At 65.8% G+C, this 23,089-nt stretch carries 20 protein-coding genes; 14 read left to right on the top strand and 6 right to left on the bottom strand.

Features of this window, described 5'->3' with window-relative positions; translation table 11 throughout:
- From C9I57_RS04310 to C9I57_RS04295, 4 genes are all read right to left on the bottom strand, one after another.
- Entirely contained in the window at positions 1-1,479 is a 1,479-nt protein-coding gene (locus C9I57_RS04310) for an NAD-dependent succinate-semialdehyde dehydrogenase (protein WP_107149420.1), read from the bottom strand.
- 30 nt (positions 1,480-1,509) lie between these two features.
- Positions 1,510-2,598 (bottom strand): tartrate dehydrogenase, encoded by a 1,089-nt coding sequence (locus tag C9I57_RS04305; RefSeq protein WP_107149419.1) that lies wholly within the window; start codon positions 2,596-2,598, stop codon positions 1,510-1,512.
- An 85-nt stretch (positions 2,599-2,683) separates the two neighbouring features.
- Positions 2,684-3,607, bottom strand: coding sequence for a 2-hydroxyacid dehydrogenase (locus C9I57_RS04300; protein WP_107149418.1), 924 nt, complete (start codon positions 3,605-3,607; stop codon positions 2,684-2,686).
- 22 nt (positions 3,608-3,629) lie between these two features.
- Complete coding sequence (locus C9I57_RS04295) at positions 3,630-4,514, bottom strand: GNAT family N-acetyltransferase (protein WP_107149714.1); 885 nt, start codon at positions 4,512-4,514, stop codon at positions 3,630-3,632.
- 304 nt (positions 4,515-4,818) lie between these two features.
- Between C9I57_RS04295 and C9I57_RS04290 the strand changes: the two genes are divergently transcribed.
- The 10 genes from C9I57_RS04290 (at position 4,819) to C9I57_RS04245 (ending at position 14,813) form a co-directional block, all read left to right on the top strand.
- Positions 4,819-5,433, top strand: a complete 615-nt coding sequence (locus tag C9I57_RS04290; RefSeq protein WP_107149713.1) for a cupin domain-containing protein — start codon at positions 4,819-4,821, stop codon at positions 5,431-5,433.
- Between the two features lie 482 nt (positions 5,434-5,915).
- The gene (locus C9I57_RS04285; RefSeq protein ID WP_107149417.1) at positions 5,916-7,409 is read left to right on the top strand and encodes an aldehyde dehydrogenase family protein; all 1,494 of its coding nucleotides are present in this window, start codon (positions 5,916-5,918) and stop codon (positions 7,407-7,409) included.
- Between the two features lie 127 nt (positions 7,410-7,536).
- The gene (locus C9I57_RS04280) at positions 7,537-8,205 is read left to right on the top strand and encodes a haloacid dehalogenase type II (protein ID WP_107149712.1); all 669 of its coding nucleotides are present in this window, start codon (positions 7,537-7,539) and stop codon (positions 8,203-8,205) included.
- Between the two features lie 73 nt (positions 8,206-8,278).
- Positions 8,279-9,556, top strand: coding sequence for an NAD(P)/FAD-dependent oxidoreductase (locus tag C9I57_RS04275; protein ID WP_107149416.1), 1,278 nt, complete (start codon positions 8,279-8,281; stop codon positions 9,554-9,556).
- Positions 9,557-9,632: 76 nt separating this feature from the next.
- On the top strand, positions 9,633-10,436 hold the full coding sequence (locus tag C9I57_RS04270) for an ABC transporter substrate-binding protein (protein WP_107149415.1): 804 nt from the start codon (positions 9,633-9,635) through the stop codon (positions 10,434-10,436).
- Positions 10,437-10,493: 57 nt separating this feature from the next.
- Complete coding sequence (locus C9I57_RS04265; protein WP_107149414.1) at positions 10,494-11,150, top strand: amino acid ABC transporter permease; 657 nt, start codon at positions 10,494-10,496, stop codon at positions 11,148-11,150.
- 39 nt (positions 11,151-11,189) lie between these two features.
- Complete coding sequence (locus C9I57_RS04260; RefSeq protein WP_107149413.1) at positions 11,190-11,966, top strand: amino acid ABC transporter ATP-binding protein; 777 nt, start codon at positions 11,190-11,192, stop codon at positions 11,964-11,966.
- Positions 11,963-12,274, top strand: coding sequence for a (2Fe-2S)-binding protein (locus C9I57_RS04255; protein ID WP_107149412.1), 312 nt, complete (start codon positions 11,963-11,965; stop codon positions 12,272-12,274). The genes C9I57_RS04260 and C9I57_RS04255 overlap by 4 nt, the downstream gene beginning before the upstream one ends.
- A complete protein-coding gene (locus tag C9I57_RS04250; protein ID WP_107149411.1) occupies positions 12,253-13,629 on the top strand; it encodes an NAD(P)/FAD-dependent oxidoreductase in 1,377 nt (458 codons plus the stop codon). The genes C9I57_RS04255 and C9I57_RS04250 overlap by 22 nt, the downstream gene beginning before the upstream one ends.
- Entirely contained in the window at positions 13,626-14,813 is a 1,188-nt protein-coding gene (locus tag C9I57_RS04245) for an NAD(P)/FAD-dependent oxidoreductase (protein WP_107149410.1), read from the top strand. Before C9I57_RS04250 ends, C9I57_RS04245 begins: the two co-directional genes overlap by 4 nt.
- Positions 14,814-14,828: 15 nt before the next feature.
- Here C9I57_RS04245 and C9I57_RS04240 read toward each other — a convergent pair whose 3' ends face one another.
- Together C9I57_RS04240 and C9I57_RS04235 are read right to left on the bottom strand one after the other, a co-directional pair.
- Positions 14,829-15,326 carry an Lrp/AsnC family transcriptional regulator gene (locus C9I57_RS04240; protein ID WP_026229281.1) on the bottom strand — a complete coding sequence of 166 codons (498 nt, stop codon included), beginning with the start codon at positions 15,324-15,326 and terminating at the stop codon, positions 14,829-14,831.
- Positions 15,327-15,429: 103 nt separating this feature from the next.
- Positions 15,430-16,830 (bottom strand): aspartate aminotransferase family protein, encoded by a 1,401-nt coding sequence (locus tag C9I57_RS04235; protein WP_107149711.1) that lies wholly within the window; start codon positions 16,828-16,830, stop codon positions 15,430-15,432.
- A gap of 485 nt (positions 16,831-17,315) precedes the next feature.
- On the opposite strand from C9I57_RS04235, the gene C9I57_RS04230 reads away from it, so the two are divergent.
- From C9I57_RS04230 to C9I57_RS04215, 4 genes are all read left to right on the top strand, one after another.
- Positions 17,316-18,896 carry an ABC transporter substrate-binding protein gene (locus tag C9I57_RS04230; RefSeq protein ID WP_107149409.1) on the top strand — a complete coding sequence of 527 codons (1,581 nt, stop codon included), beginning with the start codon at positions 17,316-17,318 and terminating at the stop codon, positions 18,894-18,896.
- Between the two features lie 163 nt (positions 18,897-19,059).
- A complete protein-coding gene (locus C9I57_RS04225; RefSeq protein ID WP_107149408.1) occupies positions 19,060-20,013 on the top strand; it encodes an ABC transporter permease in 954 nt (317 codons plus the stop codon).
- Complete coding sequence (locus C9I57_RS04220) at positions 20,010-21,023, top strand: ABC transporter permease (RefSeq protein ID WP_107149407.1); 1,014 nt, start codon at positions 20,010-20,012, stop codon at positions 21,021-21,023. Before C9I57_RS04225 ends, C9I57_RS04220 begins: the two co-directional genes overlap by 4 nt.
- The gene (locus C9I57_RS04215; protein WP_107149406.1) at positions 21,024-22,949 is read left to right on the top strand and encodes an ABC transporter ATP-binding protein; all 1,926 of its coding nucleotides are present in this window, start codon (positions 21,024-21,026) and stop codon (positions 22,947-22,949) included.
- The last annotated feature ends 140 nt before the right edge of the window (positions 22,950-23,089 follow it).

The following is a 23,089-nucleotide window of genomic DNA, read 5'->3' as shown; positions in this document are numbered from 1 at the left end:
TTATTCCAGCCCTCCTTGGCAGAGATACTTGATCGACAGGTAGTCATCGAGGCCGTACTTCGAGCCTTCACGGCCGTAGCCCGATTCCTTCACGCCGCCGAAAGGCGCCGCTTCCGACGCGAGCGCGCCTTCGTTGATGCCGACGATACCCGCCTCGAGCGCCCGCGATACGCGATCGATGCGGCGTACGTCCTGGCTGTAGAAGTACGATGCGAGGCCGAATGGCGTATCGTTCGCGGCGTCCACCGCTTCCTGCTCGGTGTCGAACGGGAAGAGCGGCGCGACAGGTCCGAACGTTTCCTCGCAGCAGAGCATCATGTCCGGCGTCGCGTTTCCCAGCACCGTCGGCGCGTAATAGTGGGGCCCAAGTTCCGTCAGGCGCTTGCCGCCCGCCAGCACGAGCGCGCCATTCGCGACCGCATCCTCGACGTGATGCGCGATCTTGTCGACCGCGCGCGCGTTGATCATCGGGCCGATCTGCGATGCCGGGTCGCTCGCGGGGCCGACTCGCAGCTCAGCCACTTTCGCACTCAGCAGCGCCGAAAAGCGCTCATAGACACCGCGCTGCACATAGATACGGTTCGGGCACACGCAGGTCTGGCCGCCGTTGCGGAATTTCGCGGCCAAGAGACCTGTCACGGCCGCATCGAGGTCCGCATCGTCGAACACGATGAAAGGCGCATTGCCGCCCAACTCCAGCGAGAGCTTCTTCAGCGTGCCGGCCGATTCGCGCGCCAGGTACTTGCCGACCGGCGTCGAGCCCGTGAACGTGATCTTGCGCACGCGGCCATCGGCGAGCCATTCGCCTACCGTCTCGGCGGCCGACTCGCGCGACGCCGAGATCAGGTTGAGCACGCCGTCGGGCACGCCCGCCTCATGCGCGAGCATCACGAGCGCGATTGCGGTCAGCGGCGTATCCTCCGCGGGCTTCGCGACGACGGTGCAGCCCGCGGCGAGCGCGGGCGCGATTTTGCGCGCGATCATCGCCAGCGGGAAATTCCACGGCGTGATCGCCGCGACGACGCCGATGGGTTCCTTGATCGCGCTCATGCGCTTGCCGCGCTGCTGCTGCGGAATCACGTCGCCGTAGATGCGCGTGGCTTCGTCCGCGAACCACGCGACGTACGACGCGCCATACGCCACTTCGCCTCGGCCTTCGGCGAGCGGCTTGCCCTGTTCGAGTGAGATCAGCGCGCCGAGCGCGTCCTGTTGCTCGACGATCAGCGCATGCCAGCGGTGCAGCACCGCGGCGCGCTCCTTCGGCAGCTTGGCACGCCAGGCCGGCAACGCTTTCGCCGCGGCATCCGCGGCGGCGCGCGCATCCGCCGCGCCGCTGTCGGCAACATCGACGATCAGCTTGCCGGTAGCGGGATCGGTGACGGCGAAGCGCCGGCCGCTCGCCGCGGCGACCCACTGGCCGTCGATGAAATTGTCGGCGCGAATCAGCGCGCGGGCCTGCTCTTCGAGGTTGAAGCTCATCCGAGTGTCTCCTGCTGCGTTTGTGCTGCGTTAGCGAGCTTGCGCGACATGCGCCGCGATCGCCGCGCCGACGTCCGTCGTCGACGCACTGCCGCCCAGGTCGCCCGTGCGCGGGCCTTCCTTGAGGATTTGCGTGATCGCCGCGACGATCGCATCGTGCGCGTCATGTTCGGCGCCTGTGCCGTTGCCGAGGAAGTCGAGCATCATCGCCGCGGACCAGATCATCGCGATCGGGTTCGCGATGCCCTTGCCGGCGATGTCGGGCGCCGAGCCGTGCACCGGCTCGAACAGCGACGGAAAGCGCCGGTCGGGATTGAGGTTGCCCGACGGCGCAATGCCGATCGTGCCGGTACAGGCGGGGCCGAGATCCGAGAGGATGTCGCCGAACAGATTCGATGCGACGACGACATCGAAGCGGTCCGGATTCAGCACGAAGCGCGCGCAGAGAATGTCGATGTGCTGGCGGTCCATCTTGACGTCGGGATAGCGTGCGGCCATCTCGTCGGCGCGTGCGTCCCACCATGGCATGCTGATCGAGATGCCGTTGCTCTTCGTCGCGACGGTGAGCTTTTTCGCGCGGCGCTGCGCGAGTTCGAACGCGAACTTCATGACGCGCTCGGTGCCGTGGCGCGTGAAGATCGACTGCTGCATCACGACTTCGCGCTCGGTACCCTCGAACATCGTGCCGCCTACCGACGAATACTCGCCCTCGGTGTTCTCGCGCACGATCATGAAGTCGATGTCGCCGGGCTTGCGGTTCGCGAGCGGGCTGGGCACGCCTTCGAAGAGGCGAGCGGGGCGCAGGTTCACGTATTGGTCGAACTCGCGGCGAAACTTCAGCAGCGATCCCCATAGGGAAATGTGATCGGGGACCTTCGCGGGCCAGCCGACCGCGCCGAACAAGATGGCATCGCGGTCCTGCACTTGTGCCTTCCAATCGTCGGGCATCATCTGGCCGTGCTGCTCGTAGTAGTCGCACGATGCCCATTCGATGTTGCGGTAGTCGATGCCAATGCCGAAACGCTTGCACGCGGCGTCGAGCACGCGTACCCCTTCGGGCATCACTTCAGTGCCGATGCCGTCACCGGGGATGACGGCAATGCGGTAAGTCCGGGTCATACATGTCTCCTTGAGGGCCTGCGCACAGCTTCGACGCTTTGCGCACGGCAATAACAAAATCGTCGTTCGGCTCGACGGGCTCGGCTCAGTATCCGCGCGCCCGGTTGATCTCGCCGATCATCGGCTCGCCTGCCCGATGACGGCGCAAATTCTCCAGCACGACATCGACAGCCGTATCGGCGCGCGTGGCGCTCGCGATGTGCGGTGTGATCCGCACGCGCGGCTGGCCCCAGAGCGGATGATCGGCAGGCAAAGGCTCGGGGTCGGTCACGTCGATCACCGCGCTGTGAATCTGGCCGCGGTTCAACGCATCGAGCAGATCCGCCGTGACCAGTTGCGATCCGCGGCCTACATGCACGAGCGATGCGCCTGTCGGCAGCATAGCGAAAATACGTCGGTCGAGCAGGCCGCGCGTCGCGTCGGTGAGCGGCAGCAGGCAGACCAGCATATCGGTGCGCGCGAGAAACGCGTCGAGCGCGCCTTCGCCCGCGAAGCATTCCACGCCGTCGATTACGCGCGGCGAGCGGCTCCACCCCGCGCACGCGAACCCGAAAAGACGCAGCCGCTCGAGCACCGCGGTGCCGAGCATGCCGAGCCCCAGCACGCCGACGCGCCGCGCTGCGGCCGGCCGCAGCGGCATGGGTTTCCATACGCGCGCCTGCTGCTGCAGTGCGTAGTCGAAGAGGTCTCGATGGATGGCCAGCACCGCCTCGGTCACGTACTCGACCATGCCGTCCACGATGCCCGGCTCGATCATGCGCACGACGGGCAGATGCGCGGGAATGCGCGCGAGGTCGAGCTGATCGACGCCGGCGCCCACCGAGAATACGACCTCGAGATTGGGTAGCGTGATCGCTAGATCGTCCGGTTGCCAGGCGATCAGATAGCGAACGGCGGCGGGGTCTCCGATGTCGGGCCAGACGCGAAACGGCGTATCCGGCGCGAGCTGCGCGAAGCGCTCCGCCCAGATCGCGCCGCGCACGGGGTCGGCCTTGTAGAGCACGGTCATATCGCTAATGGCGCTCACGTCGCTATGCCATGGCCTGATTGATGATGCCGAATGCGCGATACGGCGCATCCTGCTGATCGCTGTGCGCTTCGGCAGGCGCATTGCGCACCATCTTCACGACCGAGTCGATGCGCGCCATGCCGAGCGCGATCAGCCAGTCGTTGAGGCCGGTGCCGCCCGGCACGTCGATGCGCACGAACTCGCCGGCGTGTTTCGCGAGCCAATGCGCGATCAGCGACTTCGCGCGCTGATCGTCGGGCGAGGGCGCCGAGGCGACAGGCCCGATTACATAACCGCGACCGAAACGACGGAACAATGAGAACCCCACCAGTTCGCCGTCGCGTTCGAGCACCGCGCCCTCCGCGACATCGAGCAGCGCGGGGATCGTCGCGCTGCGATCGAGCCCGCTCGCATGCGATGCCATTTCGATGACCTTCGGCACATCGTCGCGTGTCAGCGGGCGCAGTCGATCTCCCACTGGCGGCGTGACCGGCTGCACATTGCCGATCGCGCCTTGATACTGAGCGAGCGTGCCGCACTCGCGGAAGCCGAGCTTCTCGTAGAGCGGCTTGCCGGCGGCTGTCGCATGCAGGAACGTGATACGGTTGCCGAGCGCTTCGAGCACCAGCTCCATCAGCTTGCGGCCGATCCCGCGCCCCTGTTGTTCCGGCGACACGATCACGAGGCCGAGCGTGCCGCGGTCGACGCCGAACTTCCAGTAGAGGGCCGTGCCGATCACGCCGCCGTCGTCTTCCGCGATGAAGCCGGCACCGGCATCGAACATGAAGCGCCAGTCTTCCGCGCGATGCGGCCACCGCACGGCAAGCGACAGCGCATGGGCGGCGGCGATGTCGTCGGACGTAAAGGGTCGATAGGTCGGGGCCTGCTTGACGAGTGGTGCGGACACGGAGCGCTCCTGTTGGCGGCCGATCGACCTGGGCCGTGCGACGGGTTCCACTGTTCGATTGTCGCAGGGCGGTTGATAGGACGATCTTTTTGTCTGGAGACCGACCGGTGGACGGAAGACCGCAGCAGTCGGCGTTCACTACAATGTCGCATTATTCAATATAATGAGCAAGATCGTCGAGCGTTTGTCGTGCCGGCGGCAGTCAAAACGTCGCTTTGCGCTGGACCAGCGCCGGCATGCAAGCGATCAGGTGCGCGTCGAAGCGGAGGTCGGGACCGTCCGCGTCGTTTTGAACAGGGATCACATGCAGCGAACACAGCTCAGCAAGAAGCGCGCGGTCGAACCGAGCCACGCCGACGTCGGCGCCCGCCTGCGGGCCTTGCGCGTCGCTCAAGGACTGTCGGTCAACGAGCTCGCGATGCGTGCCGGCGTATCGGTCGGTACCGTGAGCCAGGTCGAGCGCAACAAGGCGAATCCGTCGGTGCGCATTCTCGAGCGGCTGCGGCAGGCGCTGGCCGTGCCGCTTGCGACGCTGCTCGAGGCGGACGACGCCATATCGGATCCCGTCACGGGCGACTTCGTGCGCAAGGCGGCCGAGCGGCCCATCTTCGAGGTCGGCAAGAACGGCATGCAGAAAGAACTGCTGTCGCCGCACGGCGAACACGATCTGAAGATGATGATCATCTTGCTGCCGCCGGGCGCGGGCTCGGAAGAGGTACTCATCGGTGTGGGGGAAAAAGCCGGCCTGGTGCTCGAAGGCACGGTGGTGCTCAACGTCGGCGATCGCCGCGCCGAGTTGCGGACCGGTGACAGTTTCCAGTTCAAGAGCACGGTGCCGCACAGTGTGCGCAATGAAAGCGGCAAGACGGCGCGCCTGCTGTGGATTATGAACACGCAGCCGCCGGTCGTTCATCTCTGATCCGTCTTACTCACCGGATCCGTTTCGCGTTGTCACTTTCATCCCCTCGATGACGCGCGCTCGTTCAGCGCAGTCGTTCACTCCAGCGCGTCCGCGCTGCGCTTTGGTTCATCCGGCGCAGTCGCGGACCACGGCTTCAGCCACAGTCTGAACCTCCCGCACCATCGAACTCCGCTGCATTGCAGCGTCCCCTGTTCGAGCAGCGCGTACCGCGCCAATGCTGTGTGTCGCACACTTCACGCGATCGCCTGCCGACGGCGGTGAACGGATCTCTTGCGCGCCGCACCACAATTTTTTTTGAAGATTTATTTTTGATCACTAGGAATTCATTTCGCGTTCACTATAATGAACTTCGATCGGTGCTCGTTCATTGCCGGAGTAGCGCGATGAGCAGGCCCAACAACAATTGGTGGTGATGTGCCGAAGGAGACAGGCGATGTCGGCATCTCACTGCATGCTTCGAGGTTACTCATAGGCTCAGCATGTCCACACCGTCACTCGATTTCGATCCGTCTACCGTCCCATTGCCGCAGGGACATTTCATTGGCGGTGCATACCACTCGACAGATGAGGCGCAGATCGCCGTCTACCGTCCATCCGATGGCCGATTGCTTGGCTACATTCCCGATGCTTGCGCCTCCACCGTCGACTATGCGGTGAGCAACGCGCTCAACGCGTGGAAGACGAGCGGCTGGGCGACGCAGTCTCCGCGCGAACGAGCAAGGGTGCTCACGCGCTGGGCCGAACTGATCGAACGGAGCAAGGTGAGTCTCGCCCAGCTCGAGACGGTGAGCTCGACGCGCCCGGTGGCCGAAGCGTACGCATTCGACGTGCCGTTCACGGCGGATGCGATCCGCTTCTTCGCGGAGCTTGCCGACAAGCTCGGCGGCGACGTCGCGGCGACGCGTCGCGACAGTCTGGGCTTCGTGACGGCCGAGCCTTACGGCGTCATCGGTGCGATCGCGCCGTGGAATTTCCCGCTGTCGACGTGCTCGTGGAAATGCGGGCCCGCACTCGCGGCCGGCAACGCGGTCGTGCTGAAGCCGTCGGAAATGACGCCGTTCTCCACGCTGCGCCTGGCGGAGCTCGCGATCGAAGCCGGCATGCCGCCCGGCATCTTCAACGTCGTGACCGGCCACGGCGCGACGACCGGAGCGACGATCACGCGCCACCCCGATGTTTCCAAGGTCAGCTTCACCGGTTCGACGCGTACCGGCGCCGCGATCATGAGCGACGCCGCACTGCATGGAACGAAGCCGGTCACGCTGGAGCTCGGCGGTAAAAGCCCGCAACTGGTGTTCGAACGTCTGACGAACCTCGAGCACACGGCGCGTTGTGTCGCTCGAGGCTTCACGACCAACGGCGGCCAGGTCTGTGTCGCCGGTACGCGGTTGATCGTGCACAAGCGCATCGTCGAGCCGTTGCTCGACGCGGTGCAGCGTTTGCTGGCGCCGATTGCGCCGGGGCCCCTGTGGCACAGCACGACGAGCTACTCGCCCCTCATCAGCCGAGGCCAGGCCAAGCGGATCGATTCGCTGATCGAAGAAAGCCGCGCGAGCGGCGCCGAAGTGATCTTCGGCGGTGGCTATTTCGAGGATACGGGCGACGGCTATTTCCATCGGCCCACGCTGCTTGCCAACGTGACGGAAGCCACGCCCGCGGTGCGCGAGGAGCTGTTCGGCCCGGTGCTGACGGTGCAGACGTTCGAGGATGAGGAAGAGGGGATCGCGCTCGCCGGCCACCCGATGTACGGCCTGTGCGCGGGCGTCCATACGAGCGATATCGGTCAGGCTCTGCGCGCGATGCGCCGTATCACGGCGGGCACGATCTGGATCAACCGCTATGGCCGCAGCGGCGACATGATCATTCCGACCGGCGGATTCAAGCAGTCGGGCATCGGCAAGGATCTCGGGCGGCAGGCGCTGGAAGCCAGCATGCGTCACAAGAGCGTGCTGATCGACTTCGACCCGGTGTAACCGCGCCGATGCGCAGAGAGGCAGCCTGGTGCACCGCACGCGGTTTTCACTGCAACGAGCGGCGCATCAGGAAGATGAAGGCCAACTTGAACCCGCAGCGGGTTCGCACGACGACAGGATTTTGATCATGATCGATTTCGAGCCGAAGTACATCACATTCGACTGCTATGGCACGCTGACGAACTTCCAGATGGCCCAGACGGCGCGTCAGCTTTACGGCGACCAGCTGGACAAGGCGAAGATGGACGAATTCGTCGAGTTCTTCCGCGGCTACCGGCTCGATGAAGTGCTCGGCGCATGGAAGCCGTATCGCGACGTGGTCGTGAATTCGGTTCGCCGAACCTGTGAGCGCACGGGTGTGCCGTTCGACCTCGCGACCGCGGAGAAGATCTATGAGGCCGTGCCGACGTGGGGCCCGCATCCTGACGTGCCGGAGGGGCTCTCGCGCCTTGCGAAGAAATACAAGCTCGTGATCCTGTCGAATGCGTCGAACGATCAGATTCAGAGCAACGTCGCCAAGCTCGGCGCGCCGTTCCACAAGATCTATACCGCGCAGCAGGCGCAAGCGTACAAGCCGCTGCAAAAGGCGTTCGAATACATGTTCTCGCAGCTCGACTGCAATCCGGAAGACGTGCTGCATGTCTCGTCGAGCTTCCGCTACGACCTGATGACCGCCTACGACATGAACATCAAGCACAAGGCGTTCGTCAACCGCGGTCATGAACCGCTCAACCCGTACTACCAGGTCAACGAGGTCAAGGGCATTCCGCAACTCGCGTCGCTGCTCGGCCTGTGATTCGGGCCGGGCAGACCCGTTAAGCCACCACTCGCGTGCCGCCAACCGACAGGGAACGCAACAGGACATCAGGATGAAGCTCGACTCGTACTGGCTCGATACGGCGCCCCGTTTCTCGCAGCCCGCGCAAGAACCGCTCGCGGGACGCGTCGACGTGGCCGTGGTCGGCGGCGGTTTCACCGGACTGTCTGCGGCGCTCGAGTTGGCAAAGCGCGGCAAGTCGGTGGTCGTGCTCGAGGCGGGGCGGCTCGCCGCGCAGGCGTCGGGCCGCAACGGCGGCCACTGCAATACGGGCGTTGCGCAAGACTACGCGTCGCTCGCCGCGCGCATCGGCAGTGAACGCGCATCGGAGTTCTATCGTGCCTATGCGGGCGCCGTGGAGACGGTCAAGTCGATCATCGTGGAAGAGCAGATCGACTGCGACCTGCGGCAAAGCGGCAAGATCAAGCTTGCGGCGAAGCCGCGGCATTTCGCGTCGCTCGCGAAGTCGTACGAGGTGCTCAAGCGAGAAGTCGATCCGGACGTCGAGCTCGTTCCGCCGGAACGCATTCACGACGAGGTCGCCTCGGACGGCTTCTTCGGCGGTCTCGTGCAGCGCAATGGCATGCAGATGCACATGGGCAAATTCGGTGTCGGGCTCGGCGAAGCGGCCGCGCGCCGCGGTGCGCGGATCTTCGAGGAAACGCCCGTCACGGGTCTCAAGCCGCTCGGCGGCAACGCGTTCGAGCTCGAGTGCGCGCGCGGTACGCTGCGCGCCGACCGCGTGCTGATCGCCACCGGCGCCTCGCAGGTCGGGCCGCTGCAGTGGTTCCGCCGCCGGCTCGCGCCGGTCGGCAGCTTCATCGTTGCGACCGAGCCGCTCGGCAAGGCGCGCCTCGACGCGCTGCTGCCGACGCGCCGCTCGTACGTGACCACCCGCCATATCGGCAACTATTTTCGCGCGACGCCCGACGAGCGCCTGCTGTTCGGCGGCCGCGCGCGCTTCGCGATGTCGAATCCGCGCTCGGACGAGAAGAGCGGTCGCATTCTGCGCGAAAGCCTCGTGACGTATTTCCCGCAGCTCAAGCACGTCCGCATCGACTACTGCTGGGGCGGCCTCGTCGACATGACGATGGACCGCCTGCCGCGCGCGGGGCAGCACGAGGGTTTGTTCTATTCGATGGGCTATAGCGGCCACGGTGTGCAGATGTCCGTGCACATGGGGCGCGTGATGGCCGACGTGATGTTCGGCGCCGCCGCGCGTAACCCGTGGCGAACGCTCGAATGGCCGGCGATACCGGGACATTTCGGGCGTGCCTGGTTTCTGCCGCTCGTCGGCGCGTATTACCGGTTGCAGGATGTGCTGCATTGAACGGTGTCACGAGCCGTATCGGCTAAACGGTACGGCCGAAAACACATTGAAGGTCGTCAATCCCCGAGGAGATCCCATGTCGCGTTTCAGCTTTGAGTCCGCTTTCGCCGTCCGCCCGCACGCCGTTCAACGTTTCGTCGCCGGTGCCGGCGTTGTGCTGTCCATGATGTTCGGCGCCGCCCACGCCGCCGATCAGCAAACGCTCACGGCGGGCTCGCCCCCGTCGAGCGCACCGACCACGTTCATGGACGTGAAGACGCAGAAGATCGAAGGTTTGATGCCCGACGTCGTAAAGGAAATCGGCAAGCGCGAAGGCTTCAACGTGTCGTACGACGCGGTGCCGTTTTCGGCGCTGATCCAGTCGGTCGTGTCGGGCAAGATCGACATCATCGTCGCCGGCATGACGCCGACGCCGAAGCGCGCCGAGGTCGTCGATTTCTCGCAGCCGGTCACCGCGTTCGGTGAAGGGATCATCGTCAAGGAGTCGAACAAGACCAATTACCGCTCGGTGCAGGACCTGAAAGGCTTGTCGGTCGGCGCGGGAACGGGTACGGACTACGGCGATCAACTCGTGAAACTCGGCATCTTCAAGGAAGTGAAGATGTACGACAGTCCCGCGGACATGACGCGCGACGTCGCACTCGGCCGCATCGCGGCGGGCTTCAACGACTACCCGATTCTGAAGGCGCAGGAAGCGGCGGGCGCGCTCGCCGGCACACGCGTCGACGACGACTACGTGCCGATGAAGAAGTTCGACATCGCGATCGCGGTGAAGAAGGGTAACAGCGAACTGCTCGCGAAGATCAACGACGCGCTCACGAAAATGAAGGCGGACGGCTCACTCGATTCGATCCTGAAGAAGTGGCATCTGGCGGGTTGATCGAGCCGACGAAACGACCGCAATGAGACCGCAACGAGCGATGGCAAAAGGGAAGACATGCGTTGGCACGATATAGTCGACTTTGTACCCATTCTGCTGCAGGGTGCGGTGATGAGTATCTTCATCACCATCGGTTGCCTGCTGCTGAGCACGGCGCTCGGGCTCGTCTGGGCGTTGCTGAAGATGTCGCGCTACCCGAGGGTCGTGCGCGTGGTCAGCGCGATGATCAACGTCGTGCGTGGGCTGCCGATGATCGTGCTGCTGTTTTACATCTACTTCGTCCTGCCCGACGTTCATGTGCAGGTGACGGCGCTCGAGGCGAGCATCATCGGCCTCGGCTTCGGCTACTCCACTTACGTCGCGGAGATCATCCGCTCAGGTATCGAGGCGGTCGATCCGGGGCAGTTCGAGGCGGCGCAGTCGATCGGCATGGGTCGTGTGAAGACGATGGTGCGCGTGATCCTGCCGCAGGCAATCAAGGTCGCTCTGCCACCGTACAGCAACACGCTCGTGATGATGCTGAAGGACTCGTCGCTCGCCTCGACGATCACGGTGGCGGAGATGACGCGCGAGGGCCAGCTGATCGCCGCGTCGACGTTCCAGAACATGACCGTCTACACGCTCGTCGCACTCGGCTATCTGGCGATGAGCCTGCCGCTGATGAGCATGACGCGCTCGCTGGAGCGCCGATTCGGCCGGCACCGGGCGCGTTGAGGCGCGACGATGATCCAATGAAGTCGAAGCGAGATTGAAATGATCGAAATCAGGGACGTCCACAAAAGCTTCGGCGCCGTGCCCGTGCTCAAGGGCATCACGCTCCGGATCGAGCAGGGCGAAGTCGTCTGCCTGATCGGCGCGTCTGGCTCGGGCAAGTCGACGCTTCTGCGCTGCATCAACGCGCTCGAGTCGTACGATTCGGGGGAGATCATGCTGTTGGATCAGCGCGTCGAGCAGCGCTCGCGCCACATCAACCAGCTTCGCACGCAGGTCGGCATGGTCTTCCAGCGCTTCAACCTGTTCCCGCACCGCACGGCGCTCGAGAATGTGATGGAGGGGCCGGTGCACGTGAAGCGCGAACCGCGCGAGCAAGCGCGGCGCGAGGCGATCGAGCTGCTGCACAAGGTCGGTCTTGGAGAAAAGCTCGACGCCTATCCGCATCAACTATCGGGCGGTCAGCAGCAGCGTGTCGCGATCGCGCGGTCGCTCGCGATGAAGCCGAAGGCGATCCTCTTCGACGAGCCGACTTCGGCGCTCGATCCGGAACTCGTCGGCGAAGTGTTGAGCGTGATGCGCACGCTCGCGCGCGAAGGCATGACGATGCTCGTGGTCACGCACGAAATGGGCTTCGCGCGTGAAGTGGCCGATCGCGTTTGCTTCCTGCACGCGGGGCTCATCATCGAGGAGGGCAGCGCGCAGCAAGTGCTCTGCTCGCCGCGCGAAGCGCGGACGCGCGAGTTTCTGCGTCATGTGCTGACGAACCGCGTCGAAGCCCCACACGCGCCAAACGGCGCGACAGGAGCAGTGGCATGAACGGACGATTCGTGCGGCTCGGCGAAACCGGCCGCGAGAAAATCAGGCTGACGATCGACGGCGCGCAGGTCGAAGCGCTCGCCGGCGATACGCTGCTCACCGCGATGCTCTGCTCGGTGCGGCACGTGCGCCAGTCGGAGTTCGGCGATGAAAAGCGCGCGGGCTTTTGCCTGATGGGCGCGTGTCAGGACTGCTGGGTCTGGACGCACGACGGCGAGCGGCTGCGCGCATGCACGACCGTCGTCGAGGCGGGCATGCGGATCGTGACGACTCAACCGGAGGCGCAATGGGTGAATCTCGTATCGTGATCGTCGGCGCGGGGCCGGCCGGCGTGCGCTGTGCCGAAACGCTGCTGGCGGCGGGCGTTCGCCCGGTCGTCGTCGACGAGGGCCGCCGCGATGGCGGACAGATCTATCGGCGTCAGCCGGAGGGCTTCACGCGACCCTATGCGAAGCTGTACGGCACCGAGGCATCGCGTGCCGAAAGCCTGCACCAGACGTTCGAGCGGCTGCGCGGACGGCTGGACTATCGGCCGCAGACGCTCGCATGGAACGTCGCGCAGGGCAAGCTGCATATCGTCAGAGAGGGCCATGCGAGCACGCTGCCGTACGATGCGCTGATCCTGTGCCCCGGCGCGACCGATCGGTTGATGCCCGTGAAGGGTTGGCAGTTGGCCGGCACCTACAGCCTCGGCGCCGCGCAGATCGCGCTGAAATCGCAGGCCTGCGCGATCGGCCGTCGTGTCGTCTTCATGGGTACCGGGCCGCTGCTCTATCTCGTCGCGAACCAATATGTTCAGGCGGGCGCTGAAGTGGCGGCCGTGCTCGATACGTCGAAGACGAGCGCGCGGCTGCGTGCGCTGCCGAAGCTGCTCGCGCGCTTCGACGTTCTACGCAAGGGTAGCGCGCTCGTCTCGTCGCTCAAGCGTTCGGGCGTGATGATCGCGAACGGCATCGAGCCGGTCGAAATCGTCGGCGATCCGACCGATGGCGTGCGAGGCGTGCGCTATCGCGCCGCAAACGGTAACGTCGAGCAGATCGATTGCGATGCTGTCGGGCTCGGCTATCACCTGCGTTCCGAGACACAGCTCGCCGACCTCGCGCGCTGCGCGTTCCGCTTCGACGCCACGACGCGCCAATGGGTACCGCGGATCGACGAACTCGGCCGCGCGAGCGAACAGGGCGTCTACATCGCGGGCGACGGCGCGCGCGTGCTGGGCGCGGATGGCGCCGAGATCGCGGGGCGGCTTGCCGCCTATGCAGCGCTGATCGACCTCGGTCACGAGGTCCCGGCCGCGACGCTCGAGACACTCAAGCGCGAACAGCGCAAAATGGACCGGTTCCGGCTCGGTCTCGTCGAGGCGTTCGCGTGGCCCGTCGAGCAGGCGGCGCGGCTCAGCGACGACACTATCGTGTGCCGTTGCGAGGGCATCACGGCGGGCGAGCTGCGCCGCGTCGTGCGCGAGGAGGGCGCGCAGGAAGCGAACCGCGCGAAGGCGTTCAGCCGGGTCGGAATGGGGCGCTGTCAGGGCCGCTACTGCGGCCACGCCGGCGCGGAGATCATCGCGGCCGCGGCGAACGTGCCGCTCGAACAAGTGGGGCGATTGCGCGGGCAGGCACCCGTCAAGCCGCTCTCGATCGCGACCGTGGAGGACGCCGAATGAATACTCATCGCGCGCAAGCCGATGTCCTGATCGTGGGCGGCGGCTTCATGGGCGCCGCGACGGCCTTTTTCCTGAGAAAGCGGGGCCGTTCGGTGATCCTGCTCGAACGGCAGCTCGTCGGACAGCAGGCGAGCGGCACGAACTTCGGCAACGTCCGCCGGCAGGGGCGCTTTTTGCCGCAGCTACCGCTCGCTAACCGCTCGCGTGAAATCTGGGGACGTCTGCCCGAACTGATTGAGCACGATGCCGAGTTCCTGATGTCGGGCCACGTGCGGGTCTGCTATCGCGAGGAACAGGCGGACCAGTTCGAGGCGTATGCGAAGGAAGCGGCGCACTACGGCCTGAAACTCGACCTCATGCGCGGCGACGCGCTTCATCAGCGCTTTCCGTTCCTCGGGCCCGAAGTGCTCGCCGGTTCGTACTCGCAAATGGACGGCCACGCCAATCCGCGGCTCGCGGCGCCCGCGTTCGGCCGCGCGGCGGCTCGGCTCGGCGCACGGATCGTCGAGAACTGCGACGTCGTGACGGTCGAGAAGGAGGGCAACGAATTTCGCGCGACGAGCGCGGACGGCCGCACGTTTCACGCACCGGTGCTGTTGATCACCGCGGGCGCGTGGGGAAACCTGCTCTCACAGCAGTTCGGCGAGGCGGTGCCGATCGCAGTGAACGGTCCGCAGATGTGCGTGACCGAGCCCGTGCCATACGCGCTGCAGCCGGTCGTCGGTGTGTCGTCGCCGCACACCGAGGAAATCGTCTACTTCCGCCAGGTCACGCGCGGCAACATCGTGATCGGCGGTTGCGCGCGTGCGCCGGCATTTCTCGACGAACGTCGCGCGAAGGTGCTGCCGCAGAACACGCTGCTGCAGTTCCGCCAGGCGCAGCGCGTTGCGCCGATGCTGCGCAAGCTCAATATCATTCGCGTATGGAGCGGCGTCGAGGGCTATATGCCCGACGATCGGCCGATCATGGGCGCGAGCGGCACGACGAGCGGCCTCTTTTACGCGTTCGGTTTCTGCGGGCACGGTTTCCAGCTCGGGCCGGGCGTCGGCGACACGATGGCCGAGCTCATCGATACGGGCGCGACCAGCACGCCGATCGAGCCGTTCGACATCCGCCGCTTCGCGACGGGCGCCGCCGCCGCGCATGGGGACGCGGCAGGCCACTCGACGACGCGGGCCGCGTGAGCGTTGCGCGCGTGACTATTGATGCTGCCGTGAGAACAGCGACTCGAGCGGATACTCGGTCTTGACGAACGGCGTCTTGATGATCACGTAGCTGAAATACTTCTCGATGCCGATGTCGCGCTCGAGCAGCCCTTCGATGACGCTTTGATAGTGGTTGACGCTGCGGGTGACGAACTTCAGCAGGTAGTCGTAGCCGCCGCTCGCCAGATGGCATTCGACGATCTCGTCGACGGGGCGGATCGCCGCCTCGAACTTCGCGAAGTCTTCGCGGCGGTGGTCGGCGAGCGTGACCTCGGTGAAGACGATCTGCACGTCGCCGAGCTTCTGCAGCTGGATATGCGCGCCGTAACCGACGATATAGCCGGCCTTCTCGAGCCGCTTCACGCGGATCAGGCAGGGGCTCGGCGAGAGCCCCACGGCGTCGGCCAGCTCGACGTTGGTGATGCGGCCTCTCTTCTGGAGTTGCGAAAGAATACGCAGGTCGATTCGGTCCAGTTTCGTGTCACCGCTCATTGTCATCTATCGGTCTGCCTGTCGAAGGATTCGCTTCGCACCGCACGTCGTGTCGAGCAGACCGATGTTATCACGCGCCCAAGCGCGTCCAGCGCCCGCCGGGTCAGGCCGCCGCGCGGCTCGCGGAGCGTAGCGCCGCCCGCACTTCCGCTTCGTCGAGCACTTCGTCGAGCGTGCGCTCGAGACGCGCGAAGAGCTCGTCGAAGTCCGCCTCGGTATAGCAGAGCGCCGGCGCGAAACCGAGAATGTTGTCGCCGAACGCGCGGAATATGAGGCGGTTGCGATAGGCGGCCGCGGCGATGCGCTCGGGCAGTTTCAACGAGGCATCGAAGCGCGCGCGCGAATCCTTGTCGGCCACGAGCTCCAAGGCGCCGAGCAGCCCGCGGTGCCGCGAGTCGCCGACGAGCGGATGTTCGAGCAGTCCGTCGAGCCCGGCCGCGAAGCGCGGCGCCTGCGCCTGGCCGTTCGCGAGCAGTCCTCCCTCGTGATAGAGGCGCAGCACTTCGAGCGCGATGGCGGCGCTGACCGGATGCGCGGAGTAGGTCTGGCCGTGACCGACGACCGCGGTATCGCGCGCGTCGCCGGCAATGCCCTGGTAGATCTCGTCGGATATCAGCACGGCACCCATCGGGGCATACCCCGAGGTCAGCCCCTTCGCGACCGTCATCAGATCCGGCTCGACGCCTTCCGCCTCGCACGCGAAGAGCGGGCCCGTGCGGCCGAAGCCGGTGATCACCTCGTCGGCGACGAACAGGATGCCAAGGCGTCGGCACGCGTCGCGCATCGCTTTCAGCCAGCCGGCCGGCGGCACGATGACGCCGCCGGAGCCCTGGATAGGCTCGCAGAAGAACGCGGCAACGTTGTCGGCGCCGAGTGCCGCGACCTTCGCCTCGAGCGCCGCGACCGATGTCGCGATAAGCGCTTGCGGGTCGTCGCCGTTCGGCTGCCGGTACGCGTACGGCGACGGCAGATGATGCTGATGCGGCAGCGGCAAGTCGAAGTGGCGATGGAACGCGGGCAACGCGGTGAGGCCGGAGCCGACCGACGACGAGCCGTGATAGCCGCGCTCGAGCGCAATCATCTGTTTTTTCGTCGGGCGGCCCGTCGCGTTGAAGTAATGCGTGACGAAGCGGACCGCCGAGTCGATCGCGTCCGAGCCGCCGAGCGTGAAATAGACGCGCCGCAGCGAAGCGGGCGCGAGCGAGACGAGCTTCTCGGCGAGCTCGATCGCGGGCTCCGACGAAAAATGAAAATAGGTGGTCGCGTAGGGCAGCTTCGTCATCTGCCGCGTCGCCGCATCGACGATGCTTTGTTGACCGTAGCCGACATTGACGCACCAGAGGCCCGCGAATGCGTCGAGCAACTCGTTGCCGTCGATGTCGCGCAGGTACGCGCCGTGGCCCGACTCGAGCACGGTGGCGCCGCGCGCTTCGTGCGCGCGATAGTTGATGACCGGGTGAATGAGGTGCTTGCGGTCGGCGTCGATGAGCGATGAACTGGTCATGATGGGATTTCCCCCCTTATGAGATGGCACTGGACTGCTCGATGGTAGCGAGAGCGGTGTGCGCACCGCTTTGCCAAAAAATCCCCGAAAGAGTGCGCGCGTCGCGTTTTGCATCCGATTGACAGCATTTTGTGCTGCGGCCGCTTAATAGCGGGGCGGGACGCGGGCACTGAAGCTCGTGAGGTCGTGGTGCCAAGCGGGCCGGGCGCGAAGCGCACGGAGGACGATGCCCGAAACGGTGTGGCGGCGGCCCGCGGGGTGGCTTGCGGGTAAGGGTCAACGCGAGGTATGGCAAAACATGCTGCAAAGCCTACTCAAAACCGTCATTTCGAATGGTCGGACCCAGCGATATGCGACATATGCCATTTTTTGCGGTGCTTAAATCGATTCATGCAGCAGCGTCGGACCGCGACCAGCACGCGTGATCCGTCGAAGACCAAAGCTGGAAATCCCACGTCCCATTCTTCGAGTGAGGAGCCGTTCTCATGTACGACGACGAAATCGAAAAAGGCGGTATGAGCCGCCGCGAAGCGTTGCGTTTGCTGGCCGCGGGCGGCATGGCCGCCGTTGGTGCGGGGGGCTTGCTGGCGGGCGCCAAGTCCGCGTTCGCCGCCCCCACGCCGAAGAAGGGCGGCAAGATCCGGGTCGCGTATGACTCTTCGTCGACGGCCGATACGCTCGATCCGGCGAAGGGCTCGACGGGCGCCGACTACATCCGCTTTTTCATGTTCTACAGCAGCCTGACGCAGCTCGATGCCTCGCTCACGCCGCAGATGAATCTCGCCGAGGCGATCGATACCAGCGACGCAAAGACGTGGGTGATCAAACTGCGCAAGGGCGCGACTTTTCACGACGGCAAGCCGCTCGCGCCGGCCGACGTCGTCTACTCGCTGATGCGCCACAAGAATGCCGCGGTCGGCTCGAAGGTGAAGACGCTCGCGGACCAGTTCGCCGACGCGAAAGAGACGGGTCCGAACGAGGTGACGCTCACGCTCGTCTCCGCCAACGCGGACCTGCCGGTGATCCTCGCGACGCCGCAATTCGTGATCGTCAAGGACGGCACGACCGACTTTACGACCGCGAACGGCACCGGACCCTACAAGGTCAAGTCGTTCAAGCCGGGCGTGTCGACGATCGGTGTGCGCAACGGCAACTTCTGGAAGACGGGCGGCGGCCCGTACCTCGACCAGATCGAACTGATCGGCATTGGCGACGGCGCGGCGCGCGTGAACGCGCTGCTCTCCGGCGACGTGCAGCTGATCGCCGCGGTCGATCCGCGCTCGACGCAGCGAATCGCGTCGACGGAGGGCTACGAGGTGAAGGAGACTAAATCGGGCCTCTATACCGACCTCATCATGCGCCGCGACAATCCGCTGTCGGGGAACCCCGACTTCGTGCAGGGCATGAAATACCTGTTCGACCGCGATCAGGTGAGGACCGCCGTGTTCCGCGGCTACGCGGTGATCGGCAACGATCAGCCGATTCCGCCGGGTCACCGCTATTTCAACGCGTCGCTGCCGCAGCGCCCGTTCGATCCCGACAAGGCGAAATTCCATTTCCAGAAGGCCGGCGCGATCGGTACGGCGCTGCCGCCGATCTACGCCACGTCCGACGCGAACGGCTCGATCGAGATGGGCGAGCTGCTTCAGCAGGCGGGCGCGAAGATCGGCGTCAACCTGACGATCAACCGCGTACCGGCAGACGGCTATTGGTCGAATCACTGGATGAAGCACCCGCTCGGCTTCGGCAGCATCAACCCGCGCTCGAGCGCCGACGTTCTCTTCACGCAGTTTTTCAAGTCCGACGCGCCGTGGAACGAGTCCGGCTGGAAGGACCCCAAGTTCGATCAGCTGCTCGCCGCCGCGCGCTCGGAAACCGACGACGCGAAGCGCAAGCAGATGTACGGCGACATGCAGGCCCTCGTGTCCGAGCAGTGCGGCATCGGCATTCCGACGTTCCTGAGCTTGATCGATGCGAACGACAAACGCTTGCAGGGGCTCGCTTCCATCCCGAGCGGCGCGATGATGGGCTTCATGTTCGCCGAGCACGTCTGGTGGAACGCTTGATCCGTCCGCGGCGTAACGGCGGTTACCGCGGCGCATGGCGACACGGTAGTCCGCCGGATTTCCGTCCGGTTCGCCGCATGTTCTGATGAGCGCTGCGACGGAGCGGGCCGGAGATCTTTGCGCGCCCGCGCCTCGCGTTACCCATTCCAGGAGGGCCCCGTAGATGAACCGGAACATCGTCGAGCTGATCATCCGGCGCATCGCGGTCACCGCGCTGACGCTGGTGATCGTCTCGGCCATCATCTTCGTGATCACCAACCTGCTGCCGGGCGATGCCGCGCAGGCTGCGCTCGGCCAGTCGGCCACGGCCGAGACGATCGCGGCGCTGCGCCAGCAGTTCGGGCTCGATCAGCCCGCGTGGCAGCGCTATCTGCACTGGCTCGTCGGCCTTCTGCACGGCAATTTCGGCGTCTCGCTGTCGAACAACCTGCCGGTGACCGAATTGATCTCGGGAAGGCTGCCGAAGTCGCTGACGCTCGCGGCGATCACGACGGCCGTCTCCGTGCCGATCGCGGTGTCGGCCGGCATCGTCGCCGCAGTGAAGCGCGAGTCGCTCGTCGATCGGATCGTGAGCCTCGGGACGCTCTCGCTCGTCGCGACACCCGAGTTCCTGATCGCGACCGTCGCGGTGTTCGTGCTCGCGGTGAAGCTGCACTGGCTTTCCGCGCTCTCGTATAGCGGCGAGATCGACAGCCTGCACGATTTTCTGCGCGCCTATGCGATGCCCGTCGTCACGCTGTGCGCGGTCGTCATCGCGCAGATGGCGCGCATGACACGCGCGGCGGTGATCGAGCAACTGAGCGCGTCGTATGTCGAGATGGCGATGTTGAAAGGCGCCAGTCCCGCCCGCGTCGTGCTCCGGCATGCGCTGCCGAACGCGATCGGACCGATCGCCAACGCCATCGCGCTGAGCCTCTCGTACCTGCTCGGCGGCGTGATCGTCGTCGAGACGATTTTCAACTACCCCGGCCTGGCGAGCCTGATGGTCGATGCGGTCAGCAACCGCGACTTCCCGCTCGTGCAGGCGTGCACGCTGATCTTCTGTCTCGGCTATCTGGTGCTCGTGTTGCTGGCCGACCTCTGCGCCATTCTTTCGAACCCGAGGCTGCGGATATGACGATGCTTCGACCGTTCTCTCAGCAACCGAGGCGGCAGCCCGCCCGGCCGGATGCCGTCGATCCCGTGCAGCGCAGCAGCGCGTTGCCGCCCGGCGCCGAGCCGCCGCGGCCGTGGGGCGGCGGTGCGCCGATGCCGCCGCCGCGTGAGCCCGCGCGGCGCCGCAGGTTGACTCAGCGCATGGGCCTCTCGACGGGCGGCTGGATCGGCTTCGCGATGGTGTGCTGCGCGCTCTTCGTCGCGGCCTTCGCGCCGTGGATCGCGCCGCATCAGGTAGGCGCGATCGTCACGAACGACGTATTCGCGGGCTTCAGCGCGAAGCTGCCGCTCGGCTCCGACTACCTCGGCCGCGACATGCTGACCCGCATCATCTACGGCACGCGGCTCACCGTCGTGCTGGCACTTGCGTCGGCGTTGCTCGCGGCGATGACCGGCACGACGCTCGGTCTTTTTGCCGCGGTGGCCGGCCGCCGCATCGACGAGACGATGAGCCGACTGCTCGATGCGATTACGTCGATACCATCGAAGATGTTCGCGTTGATGATCGTCGCCGCGTTCGGCTCGTCGCTGACGCTGCTGATCCTGACCGCGGCGATCAGCTACATGCCGGGCTCGTACCGGATCGCGCGATCGCTCGCGGTCAACATCGGCACGCTCGAGTACGTGCAAGTCGCGCGGGCGCGCGGCGAGAGCGCGCTCTACATCGCCTGCTTCGAGATGCTGCCGAACATGATTCACCCGATGCTCGCGGATACGGGGCTGCGCTTCACCTTCGTCGTGCTGCTCTTAAGCAGCCTGAGCTTTCTCGGTCTCGGCGTGCAGCCGCCCTATGCGGACCTCGGTTCGCTCGTGCGCGAAAACATCGCGGGGCTCGGTGAAGGCGTGCCGGTCACGATCCTGCCCGCGCTTGCCATCGCGGTGCTGACGGTCGGCGTGAACCTGCTGATCGACGGTCTGCCGCATCGGGGCGCGCGTCGCAAAGAGGCTGAGAATACGGAAGGAGGGCACTGAATGAGCGACGAACTCTCGAATCTCGCCGCCGAAGCCGCCTTCCGCGCGAGCGGCAATCTCGTCGAGGTGCGCGGTCTGCGCGTAGCCGGGCACCGGGCGGGCGAGCCGGACACGACGATCGTCCACGACATCGACTTCGACATCGCGCGCGGCGAAGTCCTCGCGTTGATCGGCGAGTCGGGCTCGGGCAAGACGACGATCGCGCTGTCGCTGATGGGGCATGCGCGCGGCGGCTGCCGCATCACGGGCGGCTCGATTCGCGTAGGCGACACGGACGTGCGCGCGCTGTCGGCGAAGGGGCTCGCCGCGCTGCGCGGTCGCAAGGTCGCCTATATCGCGCAGAGCGCGGCGGCCGCGTTCAATCCGTCGCGCTCGATCATGGATCAGGTGATCGAAAGCGCGCTGATCCACGGCACGCTCGGCAAGCGGGCCGCACAGGCGAAGGCGATCGAATTGTTCCGCGCGCTCGCGTTGCCGGAGCCCGAGACGATCGGCCGGCGCTACCCGCACCAGGTGTCGGGCGGCCAGTTGCAACGGCTGATGGCCGCGATGGCGCTGATTACCGACCCTGAGCTCGTGATCTTCGACGAGCCGACCACCGCGCTCGACGTCACCACCCAGATCGACGTGCTGCAGGCATTCAAGCGCGTGATTCGCCAGTACGGCATGACGGCCGTCTATGTGTCGCACGATCTGGCGGTGGTCGCGCAGATGGCCGATCGCATCGTCGTGCTGAGCGACGGTGAGATCCGCGAAGTCGGCGCGACCGAGCAGATCCTTCACGCGCCGGCGCACCCCTATACGCGCAGCCTCGTCGCCGCCGTGACGCCGGTGACCTCCGAAGGAACCGCGGCGCCAGAACCATCGCCCGCGCCGTTGCTCGAGGTGCGCCGCCTGACGGCGGGTTACGGTCGCAAGGATGCGAAGGGTTGGCCGGCGAAGGTGATCCTGAACGAAGTGGACCTCGTGATTCGCCGCGGACAGACGGTCGGTGTGATCGGCGAGTCGGGCTCGGGCAAGACGACGATCGCGAAGGTGATCGCCGGGCTCGTGCCCATCGCGGGCGGCAGCCTGCTGCTCGACGGGGAACCGCTGGCGGGCGACTTGAGCCGCCGCACGCGCGAGCAGTTTCGCCGTATCCAGATCGTCTTTCAGAACGCCGACACGGCGCTGAATCCAGTGCATACCGTCGAGCGCACGCTCGCGCGGCCGCTCAAGTTCTACCACGGCATGAAGGGCGAGGCGGCGCGTCGCCGCGTCGCCGAGTTGCTCGAGCTCGTGCGCCTGCCGTCCGCGCTCGCGCAGCGGCGTACGGGCGAGCTGTCGGGCGGGCAGAAGCAGCGCGTGAATCTGGCGCGCGCGCTCGCGGCCGAGCCCGACCTGATCCTCTGCGACGAAGTGACCTCGGCGCTCGATACGGTGGTCGGCGCGGCGATCCTCGATCTGCTGCGCGATCTGCAGAAGAAGCTCGGCGTCTCGTACCTCTTCATCACGCACGACATCGCGAAGGTGCGCGCGATCAGCGACGACATCGTCGTGCTGTACGCGGGCCGTTGCATCGAGACCGGCGATCGCGACGCGCTTTCGGCGCCGCCGTACCACCCGTACTCGCATCTGCTCGTATCGTCGGCGCCGGAGCTGCGCGCCGGCTGGCTGGACGAAGCGAGCGAGCGCTGTCACCAGACGCTCGCGCCGATCGGCTCGCCCGCCGATGACCCAGAACTATGCACGTTCCTCGCGCGCTGTCCGATGCGCATCGACGGTGTATGCAACCGCACGGCGCCGACTCCGCGAACGCTCGCGAACGGCGCGCAGGTGCTGTGCCACCGCGGTGAGGACGAGCTCGAGCGATACCAGACATTGCCGCTCGCGGACGGCACGACGGCGGACGCATTCGCGCCGCGCGTGACGGTGCAGCAGCAATAGTCGGCGTTTCATGCGACGACCCGCCGCACCGGCCGAGCAGGCCGCGGCCGTAGCGCTCGCTCCAGCAGGCTTTGACCGCCGCCCCGAGGCATCTATCTCGGGGCAGGCAGTGACTCGTCCGGCGCAGGTCCAGGCCGGTC

Source organism: Trinickia symbiotica, assembly GCF_003028655.1.
In the GTDB taxonomy this organism is placed as follows: Bacteria; Pseudomonadota; Gammaproteobacteria; order Burkholderiales; family Burkholderiaceae; genus Trinickia; species Trinickia symbiotica_A.
This window is presented reverse-complemented; position numbering and strand designations above follow the sequence as displayed.